This is a genomic window from Pseudomonas sp. PDM26 (genome assembly GCF_019219185.1).
GTDB lineage: Bacteria > Pseudomonadota > Gammaproteobacteria > Pseudomonadales > Pseudomonadaceae > Aquipseudomonas.
In genome coordinates, this window is record NZ_JAHUWC010000023.1 from 1 (window position 1) to 26,518 (window position 26,518).

Annotated in this window: 21 protein-coding genes and 2 pseudogenes; 17 read left to right on the forward strand and 6 right to left on the reverse strand. The window is 60.5% G+C overall.

The window, feature by feature from the left end; genetic code table 11:
- The 12 genes from KW849_RS30610 to KW849_RS30665 all read left to right on the forward strand — a co-directional run.
- A partial coding sequence (locus KW849_RS30610; protein WP_256357468.1) for a DUF2931 family protein occupies positions 1 to 711 on the forward strand: 711 nt, incomplete at its 5' end.
- Positions 712 to 817: 106 nt separating this feature from the next.
- Entirely contained in the window at positions 818 to 1,963 is a 1,146-nt protein-coding gene (locus KW849_RS30615) for a hypothetical protein (protein ID WP_218433845.1), read from the forward strand.
- A 91-nt stretch (positions 1,964 to 2,054) separates the two neighbouring features.
- Positions 2,055 to 3,032 carry a hypothetical protein gene (locus KW849_RS30620; RefSeq protein WP_218433846.1) on the forward strand — a complete coding sequence of 326 codons (978 nt, stop codon included), beginning with the start codon at positions 2,055 to 2,057 and terminating at the stop codon, positions 3,030 to 3,032.
- Positions 3,007 to 3,603, forward strand: a complete 597-nt coding sequence (locus tag KW849_RS30625) for a hypothetical protein (RefSeq protein ID WP_218433847.1) — start codon at positions 3,007 to 3,009, stop codon at positions 3,601 to 3,603. The genes KW849_RS30620 and KW849_RS30625 overlap by 26 nt, the downstream gene beginning before the upstream one ends.
- A 140-nt stretch (positions 3,604 to 3,743) precedes the next feature.
- Entirely contained in the window at positions 3,744 to 4,958 is a 1,215-nt protein-coding gene (locus KW849_RS30630; RefSeq protein WP_218433848.1) for a hypothetical protein, read from the forward strand.
- A gap of 9 nt (positions 4,959 to 4,967) precedes the next feature.
- Entirely contained in the window at positions 4,968 to 8,345 is a 3,378-nt protein-coding gene (locus KW849_RS30635) for an ImcF-related family protein (RefSeq protein WP_218433849.1), read from the forward strand.
- The gene (tssA, locus tag KW849_RS30640) at positions 8,342 to 9,928 is read left to right on the forward strand and encodes a type VI secretion system protein TssA (protein WP_218433850.1); all 1,587 of its coding nucleotides are present in this window, start codon (positions 8,342 to 8,344) and stop codon (positions 9,926 to 9,928) included. Before KW849_RS30635 ends, tssA begins: the two co-directional genes overlap by 4 nt.
- Before the next feature lie 22 nt (positions 9,929 to 9,950).
- Entirely contained in the window at positions 9,951 to 11,720 is a 1,770-nt protein-coding gene (gene tssF / locus KW849_RS30645) for a type VI secretion system baseplate subunit TssF (protein ID WP_218433851.1), read from the forward strand.
- Positions 11,684 to 12,781 carry a type VI secretion system baseplate subunit TssG gene (gene tssG / locus KW849_RS30650; protein ID WP_218433852.1) on the forward strand — a complete coding sequence of 366 codons (1,098 nt, stop codon included), beginning with the start codon at positions 11,684 to 11,686 and terminating at the stop codon, positions 12,779 to 12,781. The genes tssF and tssG overlap by 37 nt, the downstream gene beginning before the upstream one ends.
- Positions 12,762 to 13,298, forward strand: a complete 537-nt coding sequence (tssJ, locus tag KW849_RS30655) for a type VI secretion system lipoprotein TssJ (RefSeq protein ID WP_218433853.1) — start codon at positions 12,762 to 12,764, stop codon at positions 13,296 to 13,298. The genes tssG and tssJ overlap by 20 nt, the downstream gene beginning before the upstream one ends.
- A 3-nt stretch (positions 13,299 to 13,301) precedes the next feature.
- Positions 13,302 to 13,736, forward strand: a complete 435-nt coding sequence (tssE, locus tag KW849_RS30660) for a type VI secretion system baseplate subunit TssE (protein WP_218433854.1) — start codon at positions 13,302 to 13,304, stop codon at positions 13,734 to 13,736.
- Between the two features lie 43 nt (positions 13,737 to 13,779).
- Positions 13,780 to 14,919: an OmpA family protein gene (locus KW849_RS30665; RefSeq protein WP_256357469.1), complete on the forward strand. Its 1,140-nt coding sequence runs from the start codon at positions 13,780 to 13,782 to the stop codon at positions 14,917 to 14,919.
- Positions 14,920 to 14,969: 50 nt separating this feature from the next.
- On the opposite strand, the gene speF is transcribed toward KW849_RS30665, so the two are convergent.
- Positions 14,970 to 17,153 carry an ornithine decarboxylase SpeF gene (gene speF, locus KW849_RS30670; RefSeq protein WP_218433855.1) on the reverse strand — a complete coding sequence of 728 codons (2,184 nt, stop codon included), beginning with the start codon at positions 17,151 to 17,153 and terminating at the stop codon, positions 14,970 to 14,972.
- 426 nt (positions 17,154 to 17,579) lie between these two features.
- Here speF and KW849_RS30675 point away from each other — a divergent pair, with 426 nt between their 5' ends.
- The gene (locus tag KW849_RS30675) at positions 17,580 to 18,362 is read left to right on the forward strand and encodes a DeoR/GlpR family DNA-binding transcription regulator (RefSeq protein ID WP_218433856.1); all 783 of its coding nucleotides are present in this window, start codon (positions 17,580 to 17,582) and stop codon (positions 18,360 to 18,362) included.
- 86 nt (positions 18,363 to 18,448) lie between these two features.
- Here KW849_RS30675 and KW849_RS30680 read toward each other — a convergent pair.
- From KW849_RS30680 to moaA, 4 genes and pseudogenes are all read right to left on the reverse strand, one after another.
- Positions 18,449 to 19,239: pseudogene (locus KW849_RS30680) on the reverse strand (NAD(P)/FAD-dependent oxidoreductase).
- A gap of 113 nt (positions 19,240 to 19,352) precedes the next feature.
- On the reverse strand, positions 19,353 to 20,711 hold the full coding sequence (gene chrA / locus KW849_RS30685; protein ID WP_218433857.1) for a chromate efflux transporter: 1,359 nt from the start codon (positions 20,709 to 20,711) through the stop codon (positions 19,353 to 19,355).
- A 302-nt stretch (positions 20,712 to 21,013) separates the two neighbouring features.
- Positions 21,014 to 21,913, reverse strand: a complete 900-nt coding sequence (locus tag KW849_RS30690; RefSeq protein ID WP_218433858.1) for a bestrophin family protein — start codon at positions 21,911 to 21,913, stop codon at positions 21,014 to 21,016.
- A gap of 5 nt (positions 21,914 to 21,918) precedes the next feature.
- Positions 21,919 to 22,917: a GTP 3',8-cyclase MoaA gene (gene moaA, locus KW849_RS30695; RefSeq protein ID WP_218433859.1), complete on the reverse strand. Its 999-nt coding sequence runs from the start codon at positions 22,915 to 22,917 to the stop codon at positions 21,919 to 21,921.
- Positions 22,918 to 23,235: 318 nt separating this feature from the next.
- On the opposite strand from moaA, the pseudogene KW849_RS31705 reads away from it, so the two are divergent.
- A pseudogene (locus KW849_RS31705) lies at positions 23,236 to 23,377 on the forward strand (DUF2474 family protein).
- A gap of 158 nt (positions 23,378 to 23,535) precedes the next feature.
- Here KW849_RS31705 and KW849_RS30705 read toward each other — a convergent pair.
- Positions 23,536 to 24,387: a CAP domain-containing protein gene (locus KW849_RS30705; protein WP_218433860.1), complete on the reverse strand. Its 852-nt coding sequence runs from the start codon at positions 24,385 to 24,387 to the stop codon at positions 23,536 to 23,538.
- A gap of 142 nt (positions 24,388 to 24,529) precedes the next feature.
- Here KW849_RS30705 and KW849_RS30710 point away from each other — a divergent pair, with 142 nt between their 5' ends.
- From KW849_RS30710 to KW849_RS30720, 3 genes are all read left to right on the forward strand, one after another.
- The gene (locus tag KW849_RS30710; RefSeq protein WP_218433861.1) at positions 24,530 to 25,150 is read left to right on the forward strand and encodes a cell wall hydrolase; all 621 of its coding nucleotides are present in this window, start codon (positions 24,530 to 24,532) and stop codon (positions 25,148 to 25,150) included.
- A 199-nt stretch (positions 25,151 to 25,349) separates the two neighbouring features.
- A complete protein-coding gene (locus KW849_RS30715; protein ID WP_218433862.1) occupies positions 25,350 to 26,327 on the forward strand; it encodes an NAD-dependent epimerase in 978 nt (325 codons plus the stop codon).
- Positions 26,328 to 26,376: 49 nt separating this feature from the next.
- The coding region (locus tag KW849_RS30720) for a glycosyltransferase (protein ID WP_218431413.1) at positions 26,377 to 26,518 on the forward strand (142 nt) is incomplete at its 3' end.

A 26,518-nucleotide genomic window follows, 5' to 3' on the forward strand; every position in this document is an offset into this window, starting at 1 on the left:
GCTGATCAACAAACCGGCGCCGAACAAACAGCGCAACGTCTACCCCAATCAGCCGCAGAAGGGGTATCCGCAATGAAGCGATTGAGCCTGCTGATCGGACTGCTGTTGAGCTTGTGTGCCTGCGCCAACGGGCCGCAGTCACCTCAACCGCCCAACCTGCCCTATGACAGCTGGTACGTCGGCTTGGCCGCGCCGCGCTTCATGGAAGTCTGGGTTGAGACGGTGGACGTGCTCGACCAGCGGGGATTGGCCTTTTTTCATGTGTTCGGGGGTGTGGCCGGCTATACCCGCAAGCCGGAAGGCTGGCACAAAGGGGGGGGAGCAACGAAGCCGGTAAATAATGTCGACCTGCCGGAGCGGCTCTTTCTGCGCTGGCAATCGCTGGTGGAACCACAGGCGTACAAGATCAGAATCACGATTCCGCAGTGGGTGCGCGACGAGATGGTCAAGCCGGAGCGGGTGTTTTGCCAAGGTTCCAAAAAGTGGAAAGACGACTATCGAGACTCCATCACACTAGGCATGGCCCCTGGTGGCATCGTCAAGGTCTGGGTGGGAGGAGCGTGTCTCGATTACAAGGAAGTCGGCCGTTTTCAGGCCGAGATCGAGCCGCTAGGGCCTTATCGAGGCAAGAGCAATGGGCAATACGTGCCTATCGAGCCTGAGAACAAAGCCTATGTTGACGCGCATGGCATTCCTTATGGCACATGGTGAGTGGCTATCCGAAATGAAGCGTTTGGGCTTATCAGCGAATTGCTGTTCAGCCTATACGACTACGACAGCGATTCATGGTAGCCAGTAAATACTTCATGTAACTGAAATGAACAAATTCGCCCGCCCTTTGACTTTTAGAAAGGAGTTCTACTACATGCAATTTTTGATGTTTTTTTATGCGATAGTTATCTCGTTTTCCTCCGCGCTCGCAGCAACCGATTCAGGTGACTTGACCGGGCATTACAATCTGCACGGCAGTATGGAAATGGCCTCCGAGTTGATGTTGCGCAAAGACGGTACTTTTACCGCGGAAATTGTGTATGGGAGTGCAGAGGGCGTTGCCAGTGGAACCTGGCACGTGGACGGCGATGTATTGAGTTTAAAAAATCAGGAAGCTCCTTTTCAGAAAACAGCATTGGATGTCAATTTCAATCTATACAGTGAAAGAAATCTGGCTGAGGCTGATTTTAGCCGGAAGAGTGACAGTGATCGAGTAGTCGAGCTTGCACAAAACAATTATGTATTGGAAATGCAATATAGTAGCTTTTCACTTCCGCCACCGATTCAGCCTGTAGATGTCTTTTTGGATTTTTCCCAAGGTCCTCCATCTCAGTTGCTCTGGCGCAGTTCAGAAGAATGGCGTTTTTCGCTGCCGTATGTTGATAAAAGGGTTCTAAAAAGGATTGGCTTTCGTATTGGCGCAGCTTCAAGTCCCGCTAAGTGGTTCGCTGTGTCTGATACGGCACGGTGGCTTAGCGTTGAATGGAAGAAAAAGCCAGGCCAGACAATATCTTTTAATCAGCCGTATGAGCTGGATCTGGCGGAGACCAAAAAGTACTACGAGGGTAACCCTGATGCGCTTGCACATGTGGCCGGCAACTATTTGATCACGCTGCATTACAAAGAGGAAGTCATTACTCCGGCGATAAAGCCGACCTCAGTGTTTTGGTACTTCGAAGATGGCGTTGAGCAGCAGCAAATCTGGAGCGATTCAAAACAGGGGCTGATGTTTGTACCATTTAAGCCGGGAAGGATTTTGAAGAAAATTGGCTTTCAAGAGCAAGGTTCGGAGCAGCCGATTCAGTGGTTAGACGTTTCCCCCTCAGGGCGCTGGTTTTCTGTTCACTGGAAAGAGCAGCACTTCGATAAAGAGGACGATCTGTCGGCAATATTCAATGGTATGACGTTGGAAATCCGAAAAGACTGTTTGATAGTAGATTTTGGTAACGGCGGGGCGTGTTTCCGTAAATGATGCGCTGAATAACGACGATATTGCCAGGCCGGTGGCACCTTCCAGCTTGGCAACACTATGGTGAGCGAATTTTTAGCAAAGGACTGACGCCATGCAACAAACAAAAAATGCAGGTAGCACGAACAGTACGGACAGCACCGTTATCAAGGTCGTATCTGCGGAAAGCACATTGACTTGGTTGTCGCCAGCAGAAAACGCAATTTTCAACATCAACGAGGATGCGGGTTTTCCCGATATTGTTTTCGAATTTCGCACTCAATTTGTCGGGGATTACAAGTGCTCGTGGGAAATTGAGTGGGATGCGAAAGCCAGTGGCTTGAGAGAGAGAGCCCGAAAGAACAATGTGCTGCAAACCTTCACGGAGTCAGGTTCGTTTGTCAGTAGAAGCAGGAACTGGACGGCAAGTCTTTCAGGAAAAGTGCTGGGCGGTACGCTGACAATAAGCGTCAGTGTCAACGATAACACGCTGACGAGAAGTGTCGTTATCAAAGGGCGAAATCCTTCCGCGCAAAACGTCGCCACTTATATAGCTGGCCTGGACGATATGGCCGGCTTCGAAAAGCTGCTGGAGCAGGAAACTCGTTCCAAACACTTCATAGAACTGGATGGCGAGCCAATAGTTGCCTTCGACAAAGGCTATGGCATCACGCAAATGACCAATCCGGCACCGAATTACGAACAGGTCTGGAACTGGAAAGCCAACATTCTGGCGGGATCTTCGGTTTATAGGGACAAGGTACGTATCGCCAAAAAATACCTTGGACAGGTCGGCAGAGCCTATACCGACGATCAATTGCAGCATGAGGTGTTCAGCCGCTGGAACGGTGGCTCTTATCACGAGTGGGACGCGGCGTCGGCATCGTGGGTCAGAAAGAAAAACCTGTTGTGTGACGCCAATACCGGAAATATCGGCTGGTCAACGGATAACGAGAAAAACAAGGACAAAACACAGGCACAACTGCGAGAGAGGGACAAGGAGACGTATTCGAAGGGAACGAAGGGGCAGTCTGACGTACATCCATGGCAATACTTGGGAGTGTGTTATGCAGACCATGTGCTGGGCGAATAAGCTCGGAAAGCAACTGCTTTGTTTTTTACTCAGTTGGGTGCCGATTGTTTATGCCAGCGCTGAAACGCTGCGGATAAGTAATGTCAGTGGGCAGGCGCAATTGCAAATGGCAGGCGGTGCGGTTTATCGAGTGAAGTTGTTGGCCGATGCGACCGCCGTATTATATGACAGCGATAAGCACAAGGTTGGGGAGGGTGAGTTCGTTTCGATGTTCCAGGCATTGCCCTCGAACCCTGCGCACCCAACAGGATTGTGCGGTGCTGGAAGCGAAGTCTGGCTGTATGTCTATCAAGTCACTGAAGCAGATCTTGTTGAGAAAACCAGGGTTTTGGTGAGCAGTTGTCTGCGATCGATATCAATGGCCAGTCAAAACAGCGGATCACAATTGCAAGACTTTGATTTTTCTTCGGTGAAGTGGAATTCATGGGGATTCTCCATCGAATGGTTCGAGAAAGTTGATGTGCTTGGACGGCCGTTACAGCTCTCGAAATTTGTATTGCAGGACGGAGTGTTTTTACCGCGAGACGAAGTGAGTCAAGAAACTTCGGGCAACGCATTTTCCGGTCAATGAAAAAGGGACAAGACATGAAAGACATCATACGCATTGGCGACAAAACCACGGGCGGGGGCACTGGAGTTTCCAGCAGACATCGCTGCGCATGCACCTATGCGTTGTTTTCCTGGTTATCAGTGCCAGGGACAAACTAGCCCATGCCGGTCAGATTGGATCAAGTCCCTGCGCAGGCGCCGAGACCTGCACAGCCTCGTGCCTGGCTTTGGATCGGCTTGCTGCCTGTGATGTTGATGGTGGGGACCGGGTTGGCGTTGTTGTTCAGCCCGGTGCCGTTGCATCAGCAGCCACACGACTTCTGGGCGCTGGCCCTGGGCGTGCCGTTGGCGGGCTGGTGTGTGTTGAGCTTTGGCAAAGTGCTGCTTTACATGGGCCAGCAAAGTGCAGCCGATGGTTGGGATGAAGCGCGGGAAAAGGATTTGGCCCGCAAAACCCGACGGGGGCGCCGCTCCCAGCAAGTCCTGGGTGTGAGTCTGTACACCGCCCTGCGCAAACCTGGAGATCAACCGGCCGCCCAGCTTGATGCCTTGCTGAACGGAACAGTCGCTCTTGAGGCGCGATCCGCCGGGGAGGATGCAGCTCCGCAGCGTTACAGTCAGTTGCCAGGGGAACGGGAAGACCCGGAACACCTTCTGCTGGATGTGTTGACGCAGGTGCTCGGCGACCTCGCGCAAACCCTGGCACCGTTGCCGGACAACGCGGCGCTGGCATTGTTGCTGGAGGTCGAAAGCGGCCTGTCGGAAAGCGATTTACGCCGGGTGTGGCGAAAAGCCTGGAGCCTGTCCGGCATCCGTCAATCAGCCAGCCCTGTCGAGGGCAGGGGCTTGGTTGCGGTGGATCATTGGCTCGACCAGCGCATCGACGATCAGGCGCTGCTGATGGTGGTGGCGGTGCACTTCGCCCCGGACGTTCCCGATGGCACAACGGAAGTGGCGGTTGGGCTGTTGTTCGGCAACCGGCTGACGCAATCGGTCTTGCCGCCGATTGCCTACCTCCATCGCCCCGAGCAGGACCGTAAGTCCACTCGCGAGGGTTTGCTCTGTGCCGCGCGCCAGGCACTGGCTTGGACGCCACAGCCGGCGCAGCCGGTCGAGCAGGTCTGGCGGACCGGTATCGACGCGCAACGTCAGGCCGATTTGGCGGCGGTGTTGGCTGATGTTTCGCTGCCAGCCGAGACGTGCAATCTCGATGAACTGCTTGGGCATCCGGGTCCCGCATCCCCTTGGCTGGCGATCGCCGCCGCTGCGCAGACGATCGAGCGTGGTGCCGGGTCGCAGTTCATTTTCAGTGGTGGCGATGTCGCCGATGGACTTTGGAGCACGGTGTTGATCCCCGTGTCCTCCCTTTCGAAATAGGAATATCGAATGCAGTTTCTACGCTCCGTAGGGATAGGTACGGTGGTGAGCGCGCTGATGCTGGTCACTGTGGCTTTGGGTGCACTGGTCTGGCGATCGCCCGAGTCGCTGGGCATGACGGCAGGCAGTACCCAAAAGACCCTCTGGCTTTCCGTGATTTCGGTGGCCGCCTTCATCGCCACGATGTTCCTGGGTGTTAACCAGCTGTTAAGACGCCAGATGGGGAGTTCGACCTATCACAAGGTCGAAACGGATGATTCACCTGAGCCTGCGCGAGCACCCCGTTCTGATACTGATCAGACAAAACAATTAGCGGCCAGACTTGGGGACTTTTTGCGCCAGCAACACGGCCCTTTCTGGCGCCACAAAACCCGCCTCCTGCTCATCGTCGGCGAACCCGAACAAATCAGCGCCATCACCCCCGGCCTGCGTCAAGACCATTGGCTAGAAGACCAGAACACCATCCTGATCTGGGGTGGTAGCGTGAACGCCGAGCTGGATGCCAAGGTGCTCGCCCAGTGCCGCCGACTGACCCGCTGGCGCGCCCTCGACGGCGTGGTCTGGGCATTGAGCCCGGCGCAGAGCGCCGACGAGGAACTGATGGGCAACGGCGCCCGTCACCTGCAAGACCTGGCGCGGCAGCTGGGCTGGTCCTTGCCGCTGCACCTGTGGCAGGTCTGCGCCAGTCCATGGCAGCAAGACAAACGCCCCGTCCAGGCGGTCGGCTGCCCGTTGCCTGCGCGCCTGACCGAGTCGACACTGGAAACCTCGCTGCACAGCCTGCTGGAACCTCTGCGCGACGAAGGCTGGGCGCAGATGCAGACGCGCCGTGATCATGATTTCCTTCTGCGTCTGACGCGGGATCTGCAGGTCGAGGGCATCGCCCGTTGGCGCCAGGCACTGGCGCCGTTGTTCGGCATGTTCAGTAACAGCGTGGCGTTGCGCGGGCTTTGGTTCAGCCTGCCGTTGACTGGCAAAACCGAACGCAAGGAACACGACCATTTCTGGCCCATGGGCCCGGCCTGGCACGGTGTGCTGGAAGCCCCCAAATACCCCAGCCGGCGCGTCGGCTGGAGCGGGCCGCGCGTGGTTTATGGGTTGACCCTGGGCCTGGCCTTGCTGTGGGGCGCCGGCCTGCTGCTGTCCTTCGCCAGCAATCGTGTGCTGATTGCCCACGTACAAACCTCACTGACTACCCTGCAACAATCCGCCGAAGGCGACGCGCAACTCCGCGCCCTGCACGAACTCACCCGCGAGCTGTCGCGCCTGGACTACCGCGCCACCCACGGCTCGCCGTGGTACCAGCGCTTCGGCCTGAACCAGAACGACGCACTGCTCACCGCGCTATGGCCGCGCTACGTCGAGGCCAACCAGCGCCTGCTCCGCGACCCGGCGGCGGCCAACCTCAAGGCCCAGCTCAAGGCGTTGATCAAGCTGCCACCGGATAGCCCCGAGCGTGCCAAACGGGCCCACACCGCCTACGTGCAACTCAAGGCTTACCTGATGCTGGCCCGCCCGGACAAAACCGATCCGGCGTTCCTGGCCAAGGCCCTGACCGACGCCGTGCCGCAACGCGCGGGATTCTCGCCGGGGCTCTGGCAAGGGCTGGCGCCGACCCTGTGGGCGTTTTACGCCGAGCAACTGGAAGTCCATCCGGACTGGCGCATCGACGCGGATCCGAAACTGGTGGCCCAGGCCCGGCAGGTGCTCCTTGGCCAATTGGGCCAGCGCAATGGCGAAGCCAGCCTGTATCAGGCCGTGCTCGATACGGCGGCCAATCACGCCCCGGCGCTGGGCTTGCAGCAGATGGTCGGCGACACCGACGCGCTGGCGCTGTTTGCCACCTCGGCCGAGGTGCCCGGGGTGTTCACCCGCCAGGCTTGGGAAGGGCAGGTGCGCCAGGCCATCGATGCCATCGCCGAGGCGCGGCGGGAAGAGATCGACTGGGTACTCAGCGACAACCCGGCCCGACTCGCCGCCGACCTGAGCCCGGAGCAACTCAAGGAGCGCCTGACCGAACGCTACTTCCAGGACTACGCCAACGCCTGGCTGGATTTTCTCAACCGCCTGCGCTGGCAGCCGGTGGACAGCCTCGGCGAGGTGATCGACCAGTTGGCGTTGATGAGCGATGTGCGCCAGTCGCCGCTGATAGCGCTGATGAACAACCTGGCCTATCAGGGCCAGGCCGGCAGCCGGGGGCCAGCCCTGACGGACTCGTTGGTGAAGTCGGCGCAGCAACTGCTCGGCCCGGATAAAACCCCAATGATCGACCAGTCGATGCCCGCCAGCAGCGGCCCGCTGGACGCCACCTTCGGCCCCTTGCTGACCCTGCTGGGTAAGGACGTCGACAACAAAAACGACAGCGAGCGCCTGAGCCTGCAAGCCTTTCTCAACCGGGTCACGCGGGTGCGCCTCAAGCTGCAACAGGTGAGCAATGCGGCAAACCCGCAGGCGATGACCCAGGCACTGGCTCAGACGGTGTTCCAGGGTAATAACGTCGACCTCAGCGACACCCAGTCCTACGGCAGCCTGCTCGCCGCCAGCCTCGGCGCCGAGTGGGACGGTATCGGCCAGACGCTGTTTGTGCAGCCCCTGGACCAGGCCTGGCAGCGGGTATTGCAACCGTCGGCGGCGGGGCTCAACAGCCTGTGGCAACGGGCGATCGTGCGCGACTGGCGCGATGCGTTCGCCGGGCGCTACCCGCTGGCGGCCACTGCCAGCGACGCCTCGCTGCCGATGCTTGGGCAGATGATCCGCGCCGACTCCGGGCGCATAGAACAGTTTCTGCACCAGCAGTTGGGTGGCGTGCTGCGCAAGGAAGGCAGCCGCTGGGTGGCCGACACCCGGCACAGCCAGGGCCTGCGCTTCAACCCGCAGTTCCTCGCGGCGATCAACCAGCTCAGCCACCTCGCCGACGTGCTCTACACCGACGGCGGCATGGGCCTGAGCTTCGAGCTGCGCGGCAAGCCGGTGCGCGACGTGGTGCAGACCACCTTCATCCTCAATGGCGAAAAGCACGAGTACTTCAACCAGAAGGAAAGCTGGCAACGCTTCAGCTGGCCGGGCTTCACCCAGCACCCGGGCACGCGCCTGACCTGGATCAGCGTGCAGGCCAACGAGCGCCTGTTCGGCGACTACGAAGGCACCTGGGGCCTGATCCGCCTGCTGGAACAGGCGCGCATCACCGCTCTGAACGACAGCGACAGCCACTACCGCGTGCAAGTCAGGGCGCCCGATGGCCTCGACCTGACCTGGCACCTGCGCACCGAACTGGGCGCGGGGCCGCTGGCCTTGCTCAAGCTGCGTGGCTTCGAGCTGCCGGCTCGGATTTTTCTTGGCGAGGGGACGAAAACGCTACCCCTTGCGCAGACCGGGAGTTACGAATGAGTCTGCTCAAACTGATCAGCCGCTGCCTGGGCGAGCGCGATCCATTGCCACTGGCCCGCACCGAGGCCGAGCGCTGGCAGGATTGGTTGCAACCCATCAGTGCGCAGTCCGCCGTCGGCGAAGACCCGGGGTACGACGATGATTTCCAGCGTGTGCGCGAGGCGGTCAACCAGCTCTCCGGCGCCGATATCGACGAGGTGATCGCCCTGGCGCAGAAGCTGCTCTGCCAGCGCTGCAAGGACCTGCGCGTCGCCACCTATTACCTGTGGGCGCGCCTGCACAAGCACGGTGAGGCGGGGTTGGCCGATGGCCTGGGTCTGCTCGCCGCACTGGTCGAGCGTTACGCCGGCGAGGTGCTGCCGGCGCGGCCCAACAGCCGCAGGATGGCCCTGGAGTGGCTGACCAGCACCAAGGTGCTGGACAGCCTGTCGCGGTACCCGGAAGTGGTCAAGGCCGAGGCCGAGCGCACGGTGGCGGCGCTGGCCTGGCTGGAGCGCGGGCTGGAGGCCTGGCCGCAGGATCAGCGGCCGCAACTGGGCACGCTGTACGCGGCGTTGTCCGCGCGCATGGCGCAGTCTGGTGGCGTCGATGCCGTGGTGCCGCAGAACAGCGCCACTCACGAGTCCGCCAACCAGGCCATCGCGGCGAGCACGCCGGTGATCAAGTCCGGGCGCGATCTGCTGGACAGCGGCCGGGTACTGGCGGGCTATTTACGCGAGCAGCCCCAAGGCTGGCTGGCGGCCCATCGCCTGATGCGCAGCCTGCGCTGGGACACCTTGCACCAACTCCCGCTGCAGGATGCCAATGGCGTGACGCGCCTGGCACCGCCCCGAGGTGAGTCGCGGGCGCAACTCAAGCGCCTGTACCAGCAGCAGAACTGGACTGACATGCTCGATCAGATCGAGCGGACGTTCGCCGAGGGGGTTAATCATTTCTGGCTGGATCTGCACTGGCACCTGGTCCAGGCCCTGGGCAAGCAGGAGGCGCCCATGGACGGCTGGGCGGACATCGTCAAGCGTGACTTGGGCATGCTCCTCGACCGCTTGCCGGGGCTGGAGTTGTTGAGCTGGAGCGACGGCACACCGTTTGCCGACGAGAAGACCCGCGAGTGGATCAGCCAGCATGTCAGCGGCAATCAGGCCCAGCAGTGGTTGCCTGCGCCGGCTCAGGCTGCGGTGGTCGCCGATGTCGAGATTCTGTCCCTGGAGAGCGAGGCCCTGGCCCAGGCCGACAGCGACGGCGTAGAGAAAGCGCTGGCCTGGCTGGCCGCGCGTCCCGACATCCATACCGGACGCCAACGCTGGCTGCTGCGCCTGTTGATGGCGCGCGTGGCCGAGCAATGTGGCAAGAACGACCTGGCCATGCATCTGCTCGGTGAGCTGGACGCCACGGCGCAGCGCCAGGCGTTGGCGGAGTGGGAGCCGGAGCTGAGTTTTGAAGTCAAGGCACGCCTGCTCAAGCTGACGCGCTTGAAGGCGCAACGCAACGATGCCGACAAGACCGCCCTGGGTCGGCGCATGGAGGCATTACTCGCCGCAATGGTGGCCATTGATCCGGTACGCGCCGCGGTGCTCTGCGGTTGAACCTCATTTATCAGGATTTTTATTGAACATGGACAATCTGACACTGCAATATTTCGACGCCGAGATGCGCTACCTGCGCGAAGCCGGCCAGGAGTTTGCGTTAGCCTTTCCGGACCGGGCGGCGCAGCTCAATCTGGACAAGGCCGGCGCCCGCGATCCCTATGTGGAACGCCTGTTCGAAGGCTTTGCCTTCCTGATGGGACGCTTGCGCGAAAAACTCGACGATGACCTTCCGGAATTGACCGAAGGCCTGGTCAGCCTGTTGTGGCCGCATTACCTGCGCACCATTCCATCGTTGTCGATTGTCGAACTGGCGCCGGAGCTGACACAGATCAAGCGCAGCGAGGTGATCGCGGCCGGGTTCGAAGTGCTGTCGCAGCCCATCGGGCCGCAACGAACCCGGTGTCGCTATACCACCACCCAGGACCTGAAGCTGCAACCCATCGAGCTGGAGTCGGTGCGCCTGGCCCACGAACCTGATGGACGCTCGGTGCTGCGCCTGCGATTTTCCTGTGGGTCATCCGTTGACTGGGGCGAGGTCGACCTGAGTCGCCTGCCGTTGTATCTGAACGCCGATGCACCCTTGGCCAGTGCGCTGCATCAGGCCCTGACCCTTAATGCCCAGGCGTTGTATGTGCGGCTACCGGGCGAGTCGGGGCGCCAGCCGCTGGCGGGCCATTTCGCCCCCAAGGGGTTTGCCGATAAGGACCGTTTGTGGCCCAAGGGCGACAGCGCGTTCAGCGGTTATCAGCTGCTGCTGGAGTACTTCACCTTCCGCGAGAAGTTCATGTTCGTGACCCTCTGCGGCCTGGAGAAAATCAAGATCACAGCGGGCTTGCCCTGGTTCGAACTGGAAGTGGTTCTGCGCGAGTCATGGCCGCCAGCGTTCAACCTGAGTGCCGAACACATTCGCCTGCATGCGGTGCCGGTGATCAATCTGTTCAGCCTGGAATCCGATCCGATGACGCTGGATCCGTTGCAGACCGATTACCTGCTGCGCCCTATGCGCTTGCAGGACGGTCACACGGAAATTTATTCGGTGGATCGGGTCAGCGCATCGACCAACGGCGAGCGTTTTGACTATGTGCCTTTCAGCAGTTTTCGCCACAAGGGCGGCATGCTGCGCGACGACGCCCCCGAGCGTTATTTCCATACGCGCCTCAAGCGGGGCGCCAATGGCTTGCACGATACCTGGCTGATCCTGGGCGGCGAGGGCTTCGATCAGGATCGGCTGCAGGAGAGCCAGAGCCTGTCTCTGCAATTGACCGGGACCCACGGCCAACTGCCGCGCAAGGCCCTGCAAAGTACGCTGCTCGATACCGTCGCACAGTCCGCTCAGACCGGATTGCGGGTGCGCAATCTGAGCGCCCCGACCCTGCCGTGCTATCCGCCGAACCGCGACCGGTTCCACTGGCGAGTGCTCAGCCACCTGGGTTCGAATTTCCTGCCGATGCTCGATAGCGCCGAGGTGCTGCGCGGCACCCTGGCGCTGTACGACTGGACCGACAGCGAGCTGAACCGGCGGCGCCTGGCGGCCATCGTCGAGGTCCAGCATCACCTGATCGAGCGTTTCGAAAAGGGCTTTGTGCTGCGCGGCGTGGACATCGAAGTGACCCTCGACGCCAATGGCTTTTGTGGCGAAGGCGATATCTGCCTGTTCGGCGAAATGCTCCATCGTTTCTTCGGCCTGTACGCCGACATTCACCTGTTCAACCAGCTCACGCTGATCCTTCAACCTTCTGGAAAGTGCCTGCGATGGAACGAGAACCACAGTCAGCGTATTCCCGGCTGAAAGCCAGCGGATTACTCGAGGCGCTGGACGGACGGGTGGCCGAGGCCAATCTGTATCGTTTCTGCCAGTTGCTCGAACAGGCCCTGCCGGATCACCCGCTGTTGGGCAGCACCAACCACCCGGCGGATGACCCGGTACGGTTTCGCCCCGACCCCGGCATGGGATTTCCCGCCAGTGAACTGAAGGGCATCGAAACCGACACCCATCAACCACTGCGCCCGGCGACGGTGCGTACGCGCCTGTTGGGGTTGTACGGCGTGGACTCGCCGTTGCCGACGGCTTTTGTCGACGATATTGCCCAGCGCCGCGAGGGGCATGAAGCGCTGGAAGCGTTCCTCGATATTTTCAACCACCGGATCTTCACCCAGTTCTACCGGATCTGGCGCAAGTACTCGTACCCGGCCACTTTCGAAGCGGGCGGGAGCGATGCGACCTCGCAGTGCCTGCTGGGTCTGGTCGGTTTGGGGATTCCCGGCACGGCCAAGCGCATTGCCACACCGGTTTCGCGGTTCCTTGCGCTGCTCAGTGTGATGCGCATGCCCACCCGTAACGCCGAAGGCATCACGGCATTGGTAACGCTGCTCGCGCCCGGGACCCAGGCCAGGATCACGCCGCACTGGCCGCAGAAAATTGCCTTGGTGCAGCCGGCGAGCCTGTCCGCGAGCCATCCGGTGAGTCTGTCTCAAAGTACCCCCCTGGGGAGTAGCGGATACGACGCCAACAGCCAGTTGCATCTGGCGTTGTTCACCCGGGATCAGGACGAGGCACGCGGCTGGCTGCCCGGTGGCCAGTTGTACAACGACCTGCGGGTGCTGCTGCGGGTGTACCTGGGCTGGCGCTGCACCGCGAAGCTACAGCTGTCGCTGCCGGTGCACAGCCTGCCGCAACCGGTGTTGGGGCGCACGCCAATCCTGTTGGGGATGACCGGCATGCTGGGCTCGGGTAGTGACACCTGGCAGGGCGCGGAGCACGACACGATCACCATCAATCTGGGCCGCTACCAAGGCCTGTCGAAAAACACTCGGAACAGGGAAATACAGGATGTCGCGTACCCTTGGTAATTCATTGATGCTGGCGACGCTGGCGGTACTGCTCGCCGGTTGCGGGGTGACTCAGTCAGTCACGGACGGCACCGCCTCCGCCACCCGCTCGATTTTCTACAAGCAGGTGAAAACCCTGCACCTGGATTTCAGTGCCCGCACTGCGATCAACACCGATGGCACGGACATGAATGCAATGTCGGTCCCGACGCTGGTGCGGGTTTACCAACTGAGCGATAGCAAAGCGTTGGAGAGGGCTTCCTACGACCGTTTGCTCGGCAGCGACGAGGGTGTGCTCGGCAGCGAGTTGCTGGACACCCGGGCATTGGTGATCAAACCGGGCGAAGGCGCGCTACTGAGTGTGCCGCTGGACACGAACGCGCGCTTCGTCTCGGTGGTGGCGTTGTTCCGCGACCCCGATACGCAGGTCAATACCTGGCGCCTGACCCTGAGCCGCGATGACCTCGACCCTGACCGGGCACGAATCATCGAGCTGGGGGACAACCGATTGACCTTGCGCGGCTTGGCCGAGGAGTAACCGATGACCGGCTTCAATCCATCGCTTTATGAAACGCTGCTGCAGAACTTCGACGGCGACCTGGACCTGCATCAGGTCAGCGAAGAGGACCAGCACACGCTGTCGGTGCTGGACAACCTGCAACGCATCCTCAACAGCCGGGCCGGTGCGCTCGCACACCTGCCGGATTACGGTCTTCCCGACGTGGGCCAGATCCTGCAGGGGTTGCCTGGCTCGGCTCATAAGCTGATGGGGACCATGCAGGCCACCTTGATCAAGTACGAACCGCGCCTGGCGACAGTGAACATCGAGTTGCTCGAACAGACACTGCCGGGTCATCTGGAGTACAGCCTCGACGCTTTGCTCAAAAGCGGCGAGCAAATCACCTTCGGCACCACCGTGGCACCGGAAGGCAAAATCCTGGTGCGACATTTGAAACGACAGCAATGGTTGTCTTGATCGTGAACCTGTATGGCAAGGGAGGCTGACGGTGTTATTTGAAATGCGTATTCGGCTGGGCGGTGATCCACGCGGTTTTGGTGAGTTCGTGGCGCTGCGCGAAGAGCTGGCGAAGTTGAGTCATCCGGCGTGTCCCGACGTGGACTGGGCCAGGGTGGAGCAGTGGTGTCTGACGCTGTTCGAGCAGAACGGCGCGGACCTGCAAACGGCGACTGCGTTTGCCTTGGCGCGCAGCCTGCGCCACGGCCTGGAGGGCATGGCGCAGGGGGTGGCGCTGATCGAGTCGCTGTGTTGCCAATGGTCGGCCTTATGGCCGCCCATGGCCTCGGTTCGCCAGGAAATCCTGGCCTGGCTGTTCGTGCAATGGCAGCCGTTGCTGCGCAACAGGGCACTGAGTGCGCAAAACTTCCCCGCGTTGCTCCAGCTGGACACCGAGCTGGCGCGTTTGCAGCAGCGCCTGGATCAACAGGTACAACCCCCTCTGGTCGCTCTGCACGCCTTGCGCCAGCAGATCGAAAGCCTGATCCAGCGTACGCAGCGCAGCAGCGTTTCGCTTGGCACCCTATCGCTGCCACCGAGGGAACCGGCACCGTCGTTGTTGATGCCCGTGGTGATTCTGCCGCCCAACCCCATGCCCGAGATGCCGCCAGCGAAGCGTCGCGTTGCCCGGTGGCTGGGCGCGGCGGTCGCCATGCTTGGCCTGGTCAGCGGCGCCTGGTGGTTGGGCACCACCGGTGCAGTCGAGCAGCGTTTTACGCAGCTGTTTGAGCCGGCACCAACGATTGTCGGGCCCGTGCGCCTGGACAGCCTGTCGCTGTTCGACGCCGGGAGCGCAGAGCTCAAGCCAGGGTCGACCAAGGTCCTGATCAGCGCCCTGGTCGACATCAAGGCCCAGCCCGGCTGGCTGATCGTGATTGGCGGGCATACGGATGGCCTTGGCAACCCGCAGCACAATCTCCAGCTCTCTCACGCGCGCGCCTCTGCCGTACGTGACTGGATGCAACGCATGGGCGACATCCCCGACAGTTGCTTTGCGGTCCAGGGCTTTGCCGCCAGCCAACCGATTGCCGGCAATGACAGCGAATCCGGGCGCGCGGCCAACCGACGCGTGGAAATCAGCCTGCTGCCACAGGCCGGGGCTTGTGGGCAAGAGACGCTGGGGGCGCGTCCTGCGCAAGCGTGAGGGAGAATGCAAAATCAGGCGCTGGCCCAGCAACAGCGCCTGCTCAGGGGTCAGGCCTTGATCACATAGCCATACGCGCGGGTGCGACCGCCTTCGTGCTTCAGGTACACGCCCTGCAGTTCCGGTGTGAAACCCGGCAACGCATTGATGCCTTCTTCAAGGGCCAGGAAGTACTTCAACACCGCGCCACCCCAGATTTCCCCCGGCACCACGCACAAGACGCCCGGCGGATAAGGCAGCGCGCCCTCGGCGGCGATACGCCCGTCCGCATCCGCCAGCGCCACCAGTTCGACGTTGCCACGGATGTACTCGATTTGCGCTTGCTGCGGGTTCATGGCCTTTTTCGGGAAGTGTGCCTTGCGGAACATGTCCTTCTGCAACTGCTGCACGTTGTGGCTGCGATACAGGTCGTGCATTTCCTGGCAGAGCTGGCGGATGGTGTAGTCGCGGTAGCGTTCCTGGTGCTGCGCGTAGATGGCCGGCAGCACCCGGCTCATCGGCGCGTCTTCGCTGATGAAGCGTTCGAAGCGGGCGATCTGTGCGGCCAGGTGGGTCATCTTCGCCCAGTCTTCGGCCGGGGTGAGCAGGAACAGGATCGAGTTCAGGTCGCACTTTTCCGGGACGATGCCGTTCTCGCGCAGGAAGTTGGCCAGGATGCCGGCGTGAATGCCGAAGTCGGTGTAGCTGCCGTCCACCGGGTCGATGCCCGGCGTGGTGAACAGCAACTTGCACGGGTCGATGAAGTACTGCTTCTCTGCGTAGCCGGCAAAGGCGTGCCAGCGGTCCTTGGGATGGAACTCGAAGAAGCGGATGTCGCTGGCGATTTCTTCCGTTGGATAGTCCTCCCACGCACGCCCTTCAATGGTATCCGGCACGAACGGGCGGACCAGGGTGCAGGCTTCGAGGATCAACTTGCGCGCTTCGATGCCGAACTTCACGCAGTCTTCCCACAGACGCAGGCCGCTGCGGCCGGAGTGAATGCGGGCATTCACATCCAGTGAGGCGAACAGCGGGTAGAACGGACTCGTTGAGGCCTGGGCCATGAAGGCGTTGTTGAGCCGGTGATGGTTGCAGTAGCGCGCCTGACCTTTGATGTGCCGGTCTTTCTTGTGGATTTGCGAGGCCTGGGAGAAACCGGCCTGCTGTTTGTGCACCGATTGCGTGACGAAGATGCCCGGGTCGTTCTCGCCCAGGTCGAGCAACAGCGGTGAGCAGTCTTTCATCATCGGGATGAACTGCTCGTAGCCGACCCACGCCGAGTCGAACAGGATGTAGTCACACAGCTTGCCGATGCGGTCGACCACTTGCCGGGCGTTGTACACGGTGCCGTCGTAGGTGCCCAATTGAATGATCGCCAGGCGGAACGGCCGTGGCAGTTGCGCCTTGTCCGGGGCGACTTCGGCGATCAGTTCGCGCAGGTAGTTTTCTTCGAAACAGTGGGCGTCGATGCCGCCGATGAAGCCATAAGGGTTGCGCGCGGTTTCCAGGTAGACCGGCGTGGCACCGGCCTGCAACAAGGCGCCCTGGTGGTTGGACTTGTGGTTGTTGCGGTCGAACAGCACCAGGTCGCCCGGGGTCAACAGGGCGTTGGTCACCACCTTGTTCGAGGCCGAGGTGCCGTTGAGCACGAAGTAGGTCTTGTCGGCGTTGAACACTTGCGCGGCGTGTTTCTGCGCCAGCAGTGCCGGGCCTTCGTGGATCAGCAGGTCGCCGAGCTTGACGTCGGCGTTGCACATGTCGGCGCGAAACAGCGTCTCGCCAAAGAAGTCGAAAAACTGCCGGCCGGCTGGATGCTTGCGAAAGAACTGGCCGCCCTGGTGACCGGGGCAGGCGAAGGTTGCATTGGCGGATTCGGTGTAATGCTTGAGCGCATCGAAGAACGGCGGCAGCAGGCTTTCTTCGTAGGCTTTGGCGGCGGTCTCCAGTTGGTTACCGTGGTATTCGACGTTGCTGGGGGACAGGTCGAAGATGCCATTCACTTGCAGCAGCACGTCGTTGAGGTGTTTGTAGACTTCCCGGGGGTGGGTGCTGGTGCCGGGGGACGCTACCAGGAAAATCGGGATATCAAAACCGGTGCGCTGAATGGCGTCGAGGGATCCGGCCAACACATCATTGACCGACACCACGGCCACGGCGACGTCGGTGAAATCGGTGTGACTGAGCGGGACCACCTCCCGGGCGTTCAGGAAACAAGCGGATGCGCCTTCACTGGCGGCGATTTTCAGGGCTTTCATCGGTGGTGTCTCCAGGCGGGCACTCAATTGTCCGCAGCTTTTTTAGAGATCAACTTCCGGGGGAGCCTTCCAGTTCCCCTGATCGGAAATCGTGACACCACTGTTTATAGAGCATATTCCTGATCTGTCAGGCTTTTTACCGCGACCTTGCACATCTTGACGCCTCACGACCTGTCGGTCAGGCGTGAACCAGCGCAATCGTGAACGAGACCACGATCATGCACGCAAAGGCAAAATTGATATTCATGAAGTTTCCATCCAAAACATGAGTGACGGCGCCATCTTGAACAGGTCACGGAAAAATAAAAAATTCGCTGTAATGATTTGAAAGATCGAAAAAAATGATACTTGCCGGTTCGTTGTTTTTGCGCCGGGGTGCAGATACTCTCGGGTAACACGCAATTACATGCATAAACGAGCAAAAACATGCACGATAACCATTCTGCAGCCGAACTTCCGTCAGTGCGCCGGCAAAAAATCCTGTTGATCCTCGAACGTGACGGCAAGGTCATGGCCTCGGAGTTGAGCCAGCATTTCGCGGTATCCGAAGACACCATCCGCCGCGATCTGGCGGAGCTGGCCAGCGCCGGTCTGGTGCAACGGGTGCACGGCGGGGCGTTGCCCCGGCCCAAGGATACGGGCAAGGACTATTTCACCCGGATCAGTGAAACCGATGAGGTGAAAACCCATCTGGCGCAACTGGCCGCGCAACGGGTGCAGGACGGTCAGATCGTGGTGTTCGATTCCGGTACCACTACCTTGCAGATCGCGCGCTCGCTGCCGGCGGACATCGCCATCACCGCGATCACTGCATCGCCGATGACGGCCATTACCCTGTCCGAGTACAAAGGCATCAAGGTGATCCTGGCCGGCGGTCAGCTCAACCCGGCGACGATGTCGGCCAGCGGCCACGAAACCCTGCGGCTGCTGGCGGGTATCAAGGCCGATCTGCTGTTTACCGGGGTCTGCGCGATACACCCGCAGGTGGGCTTAAGCTCACTGCACTTCGATGAAGTGCCGGTGAAACAGGCGATGCTCGACTGTGCTTCCCACGTGATCGCCGTCACCACCGCGGACAAGCTCGGTGCGGTGGAGCCCTTTGTCGTCGCGCCTAGCAACCGCGTGCACACGCTGATCACCGAGCGGCATGTGGCGTCAGGCAATGTCGAGGATTACCGGGTGCTGGGGATCGAGGTGGTGCAGGCTTGAGCATTTTTTGCTGGTAGGTGTATTGAATGTTCCGGCCCCTTCGCGGGCACAAACAACATCCATGTTGAATGTATTGGCCAGTAACCTCAACGCAATCGCTCAAGCATCTGGTAGTACCACATGCCCGCGGCGAGCATCGGGTTGCCGAGCAGGTCGCCCATGGGCACGCGGATGTGCTGGCAGGCGGCGAAGGTGTCGAACTGCTGCAACTGCCCGGTGATCGCCCGGCCCATGATTTCACCCATGATGTGGGTGGTGGCGATGCCGTGGCCGGAGTAGCCCTGGCAATACCAGACGTTGTCCGAGAGCTTGCCCAGTTGCGGGATGTGGTTGATCACGATGCCCATCGCGCAGCTCCACTGGTAATCGATGGCCACGCCTTTGAGCGCCGGGAAGGTTTGCTCGATGCACGGGCGCAGCTCGGCGGCGATGTCGCGCGAATCCTTGCCGCTGTAGTTGGCGCCGCCACCGAACAACAGGCGACCGTCAGCGGTCAGGCGGTAGTAGTCGAGTACGAAACGGCAGTCGTAGACCGCCAGGTCTTCGGGGTTGATCTGGTGCCCGCGCCAGCGCAGGTTCCAGATGAAGTCGTCGACTTCATCGCCGATGCTGCGGCGCATCTGTTTGCGCATGGCTTCGTCTCCCGACAGGCTGCCGGTGACCTGGCCGCCGTTGCGCCCGGTGGCGCCCCAGCCGATCTTGTGGCTTTCGACGATGGCGACCTTCAGGCCTTTTCCGCCAGCTCGACGGCGCTGGCCACGCCGGTGAATCCGCCGCCGATGATCACTACGTCAACCCGATGCCGGCCTTGCAGCGTTGGGTAATCGGTGTCCTGGTTGAGGGTGGCGGTGTAGTAGGAATTGCAACGTTGAGTCATGTCAGTGTCCAGGCAGAATTGGGAGAAACCAATGCCGGTCAGTCGAAGTGCGCAACTTGTAGGAGCTGGCTTGTCGGGTCCTACAGGGATTGCGGCGCGTGTAAATGTCTGATTCAGAACATCAGGTGCACACCGAGGCCGATCAGCCCGCAGCCGGTCAACACCTCGATCACCCCGCGCTTGAAGCGCAGCAATGCAATGCCCGCCACGATGGCGATCAGCAGCGAAGGCCAGTCCAGCCGTCCTTCGAAGCCTTCGGGCCAAAGCACGTGGTAGGCAAAGAAACACGCCAGATTGAGAATCACGCCCACCACAGCGGCCGTAACGGCCGTCAGCGGCGCGGTGAATTTGAGTTCGTTGTGTGTCGACTCCACCAGCGGCCCGCCGGCGAGGATGAACAGGAACGAAGGCAGGAAGGTGAACCAGGTCACCAGCGTGGCGGCTATGGCGCCGGCGACAAAGACCTGATCCGGACCAAAGACCTGATGCACGTAGCCGCCGATAAAGCCGACGAAGGCGACGACCATGATCAACGGACCGGGAGTGGTTTCGCCGAGCGCCAGGCCATCGATCATCTGCGTCGGCGTCAGCCATGCGTAGTGACCGACCGCGCCCTGGTAGACGTACGGCAGCACCGCGTAGGCGCCACCGAATGTCAGCAGCGCAGCCTTGGTGAAGAACCAGGCCATCTGGGTCAGCGTGCCTTCCCAGCCGAACAATGCGATGAGTATAGCCATGGGCAGTGTCCACAAGATCGCACCGATAACGGCCAGAAGCGCCAGTTTCAAGCCACTGAAGCGGGCGTGTTCAGGGGTTGGGGTGTCGTCGTCGATCACGGCCGGGCCGAAGGACTTTTTCGCCGTGCTGTGGCCACCGGTCCTGAATTTTTCCGGTGCCAGGCGTCCGCCGAAAAAGCCGATGACCGCCGCGCTAAGCACGATCAACGGAAACGGCAGGTCGAGCACGAAGATGGCCACGAAGGACGCGGCGGCGATGCCCCATAACCAGCCGTTCTTCAGCGCCCGCGAACCGATCCGGTGAGCCGCCTGCACCACGATTGCCGTGACCGCCGGCTTGATCCCGTAGAACAATCCGGCGACCACGGGCACTTCACCAAAGGCGATGTACAGCCAGGACAGCGCAATCAGGATGAACAGCGACGGCAACACAAACAGCACGCCAGCGATCACGCCACCCCAGGTGCGGTGCATCAGCCAGCCGATGTAGGTCGCCAACTGCTGAGCCTCGGGCCCGGGCAGCAACATGCAATAGTTGAGGGCGTGCAGAAAGCGCCGCTCGGAGATCCAGCGCCGGCGTTCGACCAGTTCCTGATGCATGATCGAAATCTGCCCGGCCGGCCCGCCAAAGCTGATGAAACCGAGCTTGAGCCAGAACAGAAAGGCTTCGCGCAGGCTGATGGACCGGGGCTGCGGCACATCCGTTTCCGTGATCGGGGAGGGCGTGGGGCTCAAACGCAGATTCCTTGTGCAGAAAAGCTTTGAGTCAAAGACTGTAGCTACGCCTGCGCGCGTTGCATAGCGGCTTGATGCTGCGAAGCCGTTGCTGTGGAAACTCTCGATCAAACCGGGCAAGCCATTGACCGTGGGCCACTTCGGCCGCGTGCCGGTGATGATGGGCCGGTGGAAGTGCCGCAAGGTTGCACACTGGAAGAGGGCGACGCTGCGCGGTTCATACCCTTTCGACAGAGATGTCGCCTGACCCACCGCTATCGCGAGCAAGCTCGCTCCTACAGGGATTGTGTGTTTCCTGAGCCTCAGTTCAACACAAAATCCACCGGCTCCAGTTGTGGCGGTAGCTCCGTCACACCCAGGGCCGCCAGTACATCACGCTCGATGTTGCGCACGATGGCGTCGGTGGGCAGGTCGTTTTCGTCGCGGCCGAAGGGGTCTTCCAGTTCATCGGCAATCGCATCCAGGCCGAAAAAGGTGTAGCTGACAATCGCGGTGAAAATCGGTGTCAGCCAGCCCAGGGGCTCGGCCATGGCGAACGGCAAAAGGATGCAGAACAAGTAAATGGTGCGGTGCAGCAACAGGGTGTAGGGAAACGGCAGTGGAGTGTTCTTGATCCGTTCACAGACCGCCTGGGCGTGGGTCAGGCCGGCCAGGTGGTTGGCCATGAGCGTGTAGCGCCAGTCGTTGATCGCCCCGGACTCGTTGAGTGCCGAGCACTGTTGACCGACCTGCATCAGTATCTGCCCGGTGATGTCCGTGGAGTTGCCCTTGGGCATCGGCTGCAGCCAGTGGCCACTGGCGGCCAGTTCGTTTTCCTGGCGCAGCCGTGCATTGAGGGCATGGGCAAAGCCACACAGGTTGCTGAGGACCGTGTGTCGCTCATCCGTGTCTTTGATGGCCAGGGTTTCACGAATCATCGAACGGACTTCCACGATCACATCGCCCCACGCCTTGCGTGCTTCATACCAGCGGTCGTAGCAGGCGTTGTTGCGAAAGCTCATGAAGATCGACAACGACAAACCCAGCAGTGTGAAGGGCGTGGCGCTGACCTTGGAAAAGTAACTGGGATGCAAGGTTTCAATGAGCACGATGGCCGAGGCGAGCAGCGTCACCATCAGGCTGCGCCAGGCAATGCGCTTGGCAATCGAACCCTTGAGGGACGTCAGCACGCCGATCAGGTTGGGTTTGGGTCTGACGATCATGGGTTTCAGCCGCCCGTCATGTTCATGAAGCGAATGACCTGAATATCGTCGTTCACTTCGAAATTGTGCCGATAAGGCTTGAGTTTCATCGCCTCGATAATGGCTTTTTCCAGGCGTTCGGGCTGTCCGGGGTGGCTGCGCAACACAGCCTTGAGATCCACGGCGTGCTCATTGCCCAGGCACAGCAGCAGGCGTCCTTCCACGGTCAGTCGCACCCGGTTGCAGGTGCCGCAAAAGTTGTGGCTGTGGGGTGAGATGAACCCCAGGCGAATCTGCGGCGCCTCGGCCAGGCGCCAGTAGCGCGACGGACCCTGGGTCGACTCGGCTGAATCGATCAAAGTGTAGCGTTCGGCGATGCGTTCGCGGACCTGGGCACTGGAGAAAAACGCTTCGGCGCGGCTGTGCTCGTGGATGGTGCCCAGCGGCATTTCCTCGATGAAGGAAATGTCGAGGTTGCGGTCGATGGCGAAACTCACCAGATCATTGATTTCGTGATCGTTGCGGCCTTTCATCACCACGCAATTGAGCTTGGTGTTGCGAAATCCCGCCTGGTTGGCCGCGTCGATGCCCTTGATCACCTGCGCCAGATCACCGGTGCGAGTCAGTTCGCGAAAGCGTTGCGGGTCCAGGCAGTCGAGGCTGATGTTGAGGCGCTTGACCCCGGCCTCGAACAATGGCCCGGCCAGTCTGGCCAGCTGCGAACCGTTGGTGGTCATGCACAGTTCACGCAGGCCGGGCAGGGCGGCGATCTTCTCGCACAACTGCACCACGCCGGGACGGATCAGCGGCTCGCCCCCGGTCAGGCGGATCTTGCGGGTGCCCAGCGCCACGAAGCTTTGTGCCAGTTGATAAATCTCTTCCAGGGTCAGCACCCGTTGCCGGGGCAGAAACTGCATGTCCTCGGCCATGCAATACACGCAACGGAAATCGCAGCGGTCGGTGACCGACATCCGCAGATAATCCACGCGCCGGGAGAAGCCATCGATCAAGACTCGTTCTGACATGATTTTCTTTCTTGGCACGGCACACATTGAATGAGTATCCGCAAAACCTGTAGGAGCGAGCCTGCTCGCGATGGTCGTTAACGATTACGCGCGCTTTCTGGTTAAACGCGGTGTCCTTGGGACCATCGCGAGCAGGCTCGCTCCTACAGTTACGGATTACGTTGTTTGCGGACTTGTTGAGCGCAGGCTAAGAGCAACTTTGACGGGCGTCCAATCACTATTGATGACCGAGTGATCGACCGGATCTATGATGAACTTTAATCCTGATTCATACGGTCTGGAGCGACTACGTATTCCACGGCAAAGTGAGGATTGGCGATGGCTACCATTGATTCCCGTGCACCAGCACCGGCGCCTTGGTACAAGCATCTTGGATGGCTGGTAGAGCGTGGTTGCGTTGGGTGTGGCGGCGGGGGCATTGCGGATGTTGATGCACGCGGCCGGGATGAGTTCGCACTGACGCACGTTGCAAAAACACGGAAATAACAGGAGTGATGAATCACCTGTGGCGAGGGAGCTTGCTCCCGCTGGACTGCGCAGCAGGCCCTCTTTTGGGGCCGCTTCGCAGCCCAGCGGGAGCGAGCTCCCTCGCCACATTGTTCGTGCCAGGTTCAGCTCTTACTGCGCCCCAAACACCGCCGTCCAGTAAATCCCCGCATCACTCTTCGGATCATTCGCATACGCCGCGCCCAGTTCGCGGAACTGCGGGTTCATCAGGTTGGCGCAGTGACCGGGGCTGGCCAGCCAGCCGTCGACCACCTTGCGTACGCTGTCTTGCCCGGCGGCAATGTTTTCGCCGATCTGCTGGAAGTCGTAGCCGGCCAGTTCCGCGCGGTCGCCCGGGGTGCGGCCATCGCGGTCCTTGTGATCGAAGTAATTGTTGTTGGCCATGGAGCGGGAGTGGGTTTCGGCGGCCGTGCCCAGTACGGCGTTCCAGGCCAGCGGCGCGGTCGCATTGAAAGACTGGGTGCCGCATTGACGCGGCTTGGCCCGTGCGGCGTTGAGTTCGATGAGCAGCTTCTGGCCCTCGGTCTGCCAGTCGCCCAGGCGTGAACTCAGCAGTGGCCGCGCCACGACGATGCGCCACTGATTGTCCTGGCGGCTGACGCCGACATCGACGAATTGCGGGTCGAGGACGATCTGGCAAAAACTCTCCTGAATCGCTTTCATCGCCGAGGCTGCATCGCGAGGCCCGGACAGGCTGATGGCCTGCACATTCTTCATGGGATAACCCGCAGTGGCCATGGCCTGCTGCAGATTGCCGATGCTCGGGGCGGTCAGCACCAGGCGCGGGTCGGCCGACAGTGGTGGCAGCTCCGCTGAGACCTGGCCGGCACAGCGCTGCAGTTGGCTGCGGTAGACGTTGATCGATTCGATCAATTGCGCTTCGTCCGCCGCCATAGCGTTAGCGGCGAATACCAGGCCCAGAGACAAACCGGTCAAACGCATTGCGGATGAGATGAAACCCATGAAAATCCCCCTTGTGCAGATTGCGCCCATGATGCGCGAAGTTGGCCCATCCAGGGCAACGGATTTATCCAGAGTGTAGTGGGGCGGGTGAAATCATTTCACGACTACACTGAATCGAATCGCTCACCGAGTGACACCGATCATGCACCTCGACTGGATCGCCAGCTGCCTGGGCTTCATGTTGCTTGCCGGCCCGGTGTCCGCTACGGATCAAGCGCAGAAACAGCAAGCGGCCGAGAACAAGGCCGAGGTGCTGGAACAGAAAGCCGCCGAGAATAAAGACCCCGCACCGGCACCCAAGGCTGAAGCGATTACCCCATCCGAAGTCCAGGCCGTCGACCCGGCGGGGGCCGCGCCGCTGGACGACGCGATCACGTGCCTGGCCCGCTCCATTTACTGGGAAGCCAGGGGCAAGGACACCGCCGACATGGAGGCGGTGGCCAACGTGGTCATGAATCGCCTGGGCCACGAGGGCTTTCCTGACACGGTGTGCAAAGTGGTCAAACAGGGTTCGCAGACCAAGAGTTGCCAGTTTTCCTGGTGGTGTGACGGCAAGTCCGATTCGGTCCAGGAAGAGGTGCCTTATGCGATGGCCAAGGAAATCGCGCGCAAGGCCCTGAACAAGGAACTGCCGGACCGCACCCAGGGTGCCCTGTATTTCCATGATCGTACCGTCAAGCCGGATTGGGCCACGCAATACATCAAGACCGTGGATATCGGCTTGTTCCGGTTTTATAAACCACGTGACGATTCGGCCAAGTAGTAGCGGCTTTTTCGGCCAAAAATTGTTTTTTTGCTGAGGTCGCGCACGGGGTTATCGAAACTGAAATGTTTCTGTTTTATAAGCTTCACAACGAAACCGTGTGCGAATGACGCCATAAGCAGGAGCTATATATGAAGCTGACAAGGGTCTGGATCAGTAATCTCGCGCCGATCGCGGTGCAGTCGCAGGCGTGCGTCCAATGACCGTTCTGGTCACCGGTGCAGCCGGTTTCATCGGTTTTCATACGGTCCAGCGCTTGTGCCGCGAGGGTCAGGACGTTGTCGGTATCGACAACCTCAACGACTACTACGACGTGGAACTCAAGCACGCACGCCTCAAGGTGCTGGAGGCTTTGCCGGGCTTTCGCTTCCGGAAAATGGACATCGTCGATAAACCGGCCCTGATGAGCCTGTTTCAAGAACACCGTTTTACCGAGGTGGTGCACCTGGCCGCTCAGGCCGGAGTGCGCTACTCGCTGGACAACCCGGATGTCTATGGGCAATCGAACCTGGTGGGTTTCCTCAATGTGCTGGAAGCCTGTCGGCACCATCGCCCCGAGCATCTGATCTACGCCTCGAGCAGTTCGGTGTACGGCACCAACAGCAAGATGCCGTTCAGTGTCGAGGACCCTGTCGAACATCCCGTTTCGCTGTACGCCGCCAGCAAGCGCGCCAATGAACTGCTGGCCGAAAGTTACTGCCATTTGTATGGCCTGAAAGCCAGTGGCCTGCGCTTTTTTACCGTCTACGGTCCATGGGGACGCCCGGACATGGCGCTGTTCAAGTTTACCGACGCCATCCTCAAAGACCTGCCCATCGACATTTACAACCAAGGGCAGATGTCGCGCGACTTTACCTACGTCGACGACATTGTCGAAGGTATCGCCCGACTACGCCCAAGGCCTCCGGTGCCGCAAGGTTCCGCCACCGGGGTAAACCGGCTCTTCAACATCGGGCGTGGCCTGCCGGTGGCGTTGCTGGACTTCGTCGACTGCCTGGAATCCGCCCTGGGCTTGCAAGCCCGGCGCAACTACATGCCGATGCAGGCCGGTGATGTGGTCAAGACCTGGGCCGATGTCTCGGCACTGGCCGAGTGGGTGGGCTTCAGCCCGCAGGTGACGCTCGAAACCGGCGTCGGTGAATTTGTGAAGTGGTATCGGCAGTTCTACCGGATTTGAAGCGTTCGCCTCTGATCTCGAAAAAATCAAAAAGGGCGAGAGAGACCCGATGAGCCAAGACATATTTGTATCCGTACTGATTCCCGCCAAAAACGAAGCGAACAACCTCAAGCCATTGCTTGAGGAAATCCGCGTCGCATTGGCCGCTGAATCGTACGAAATCATCGTCGTCGACGATGGCAGCACCGATT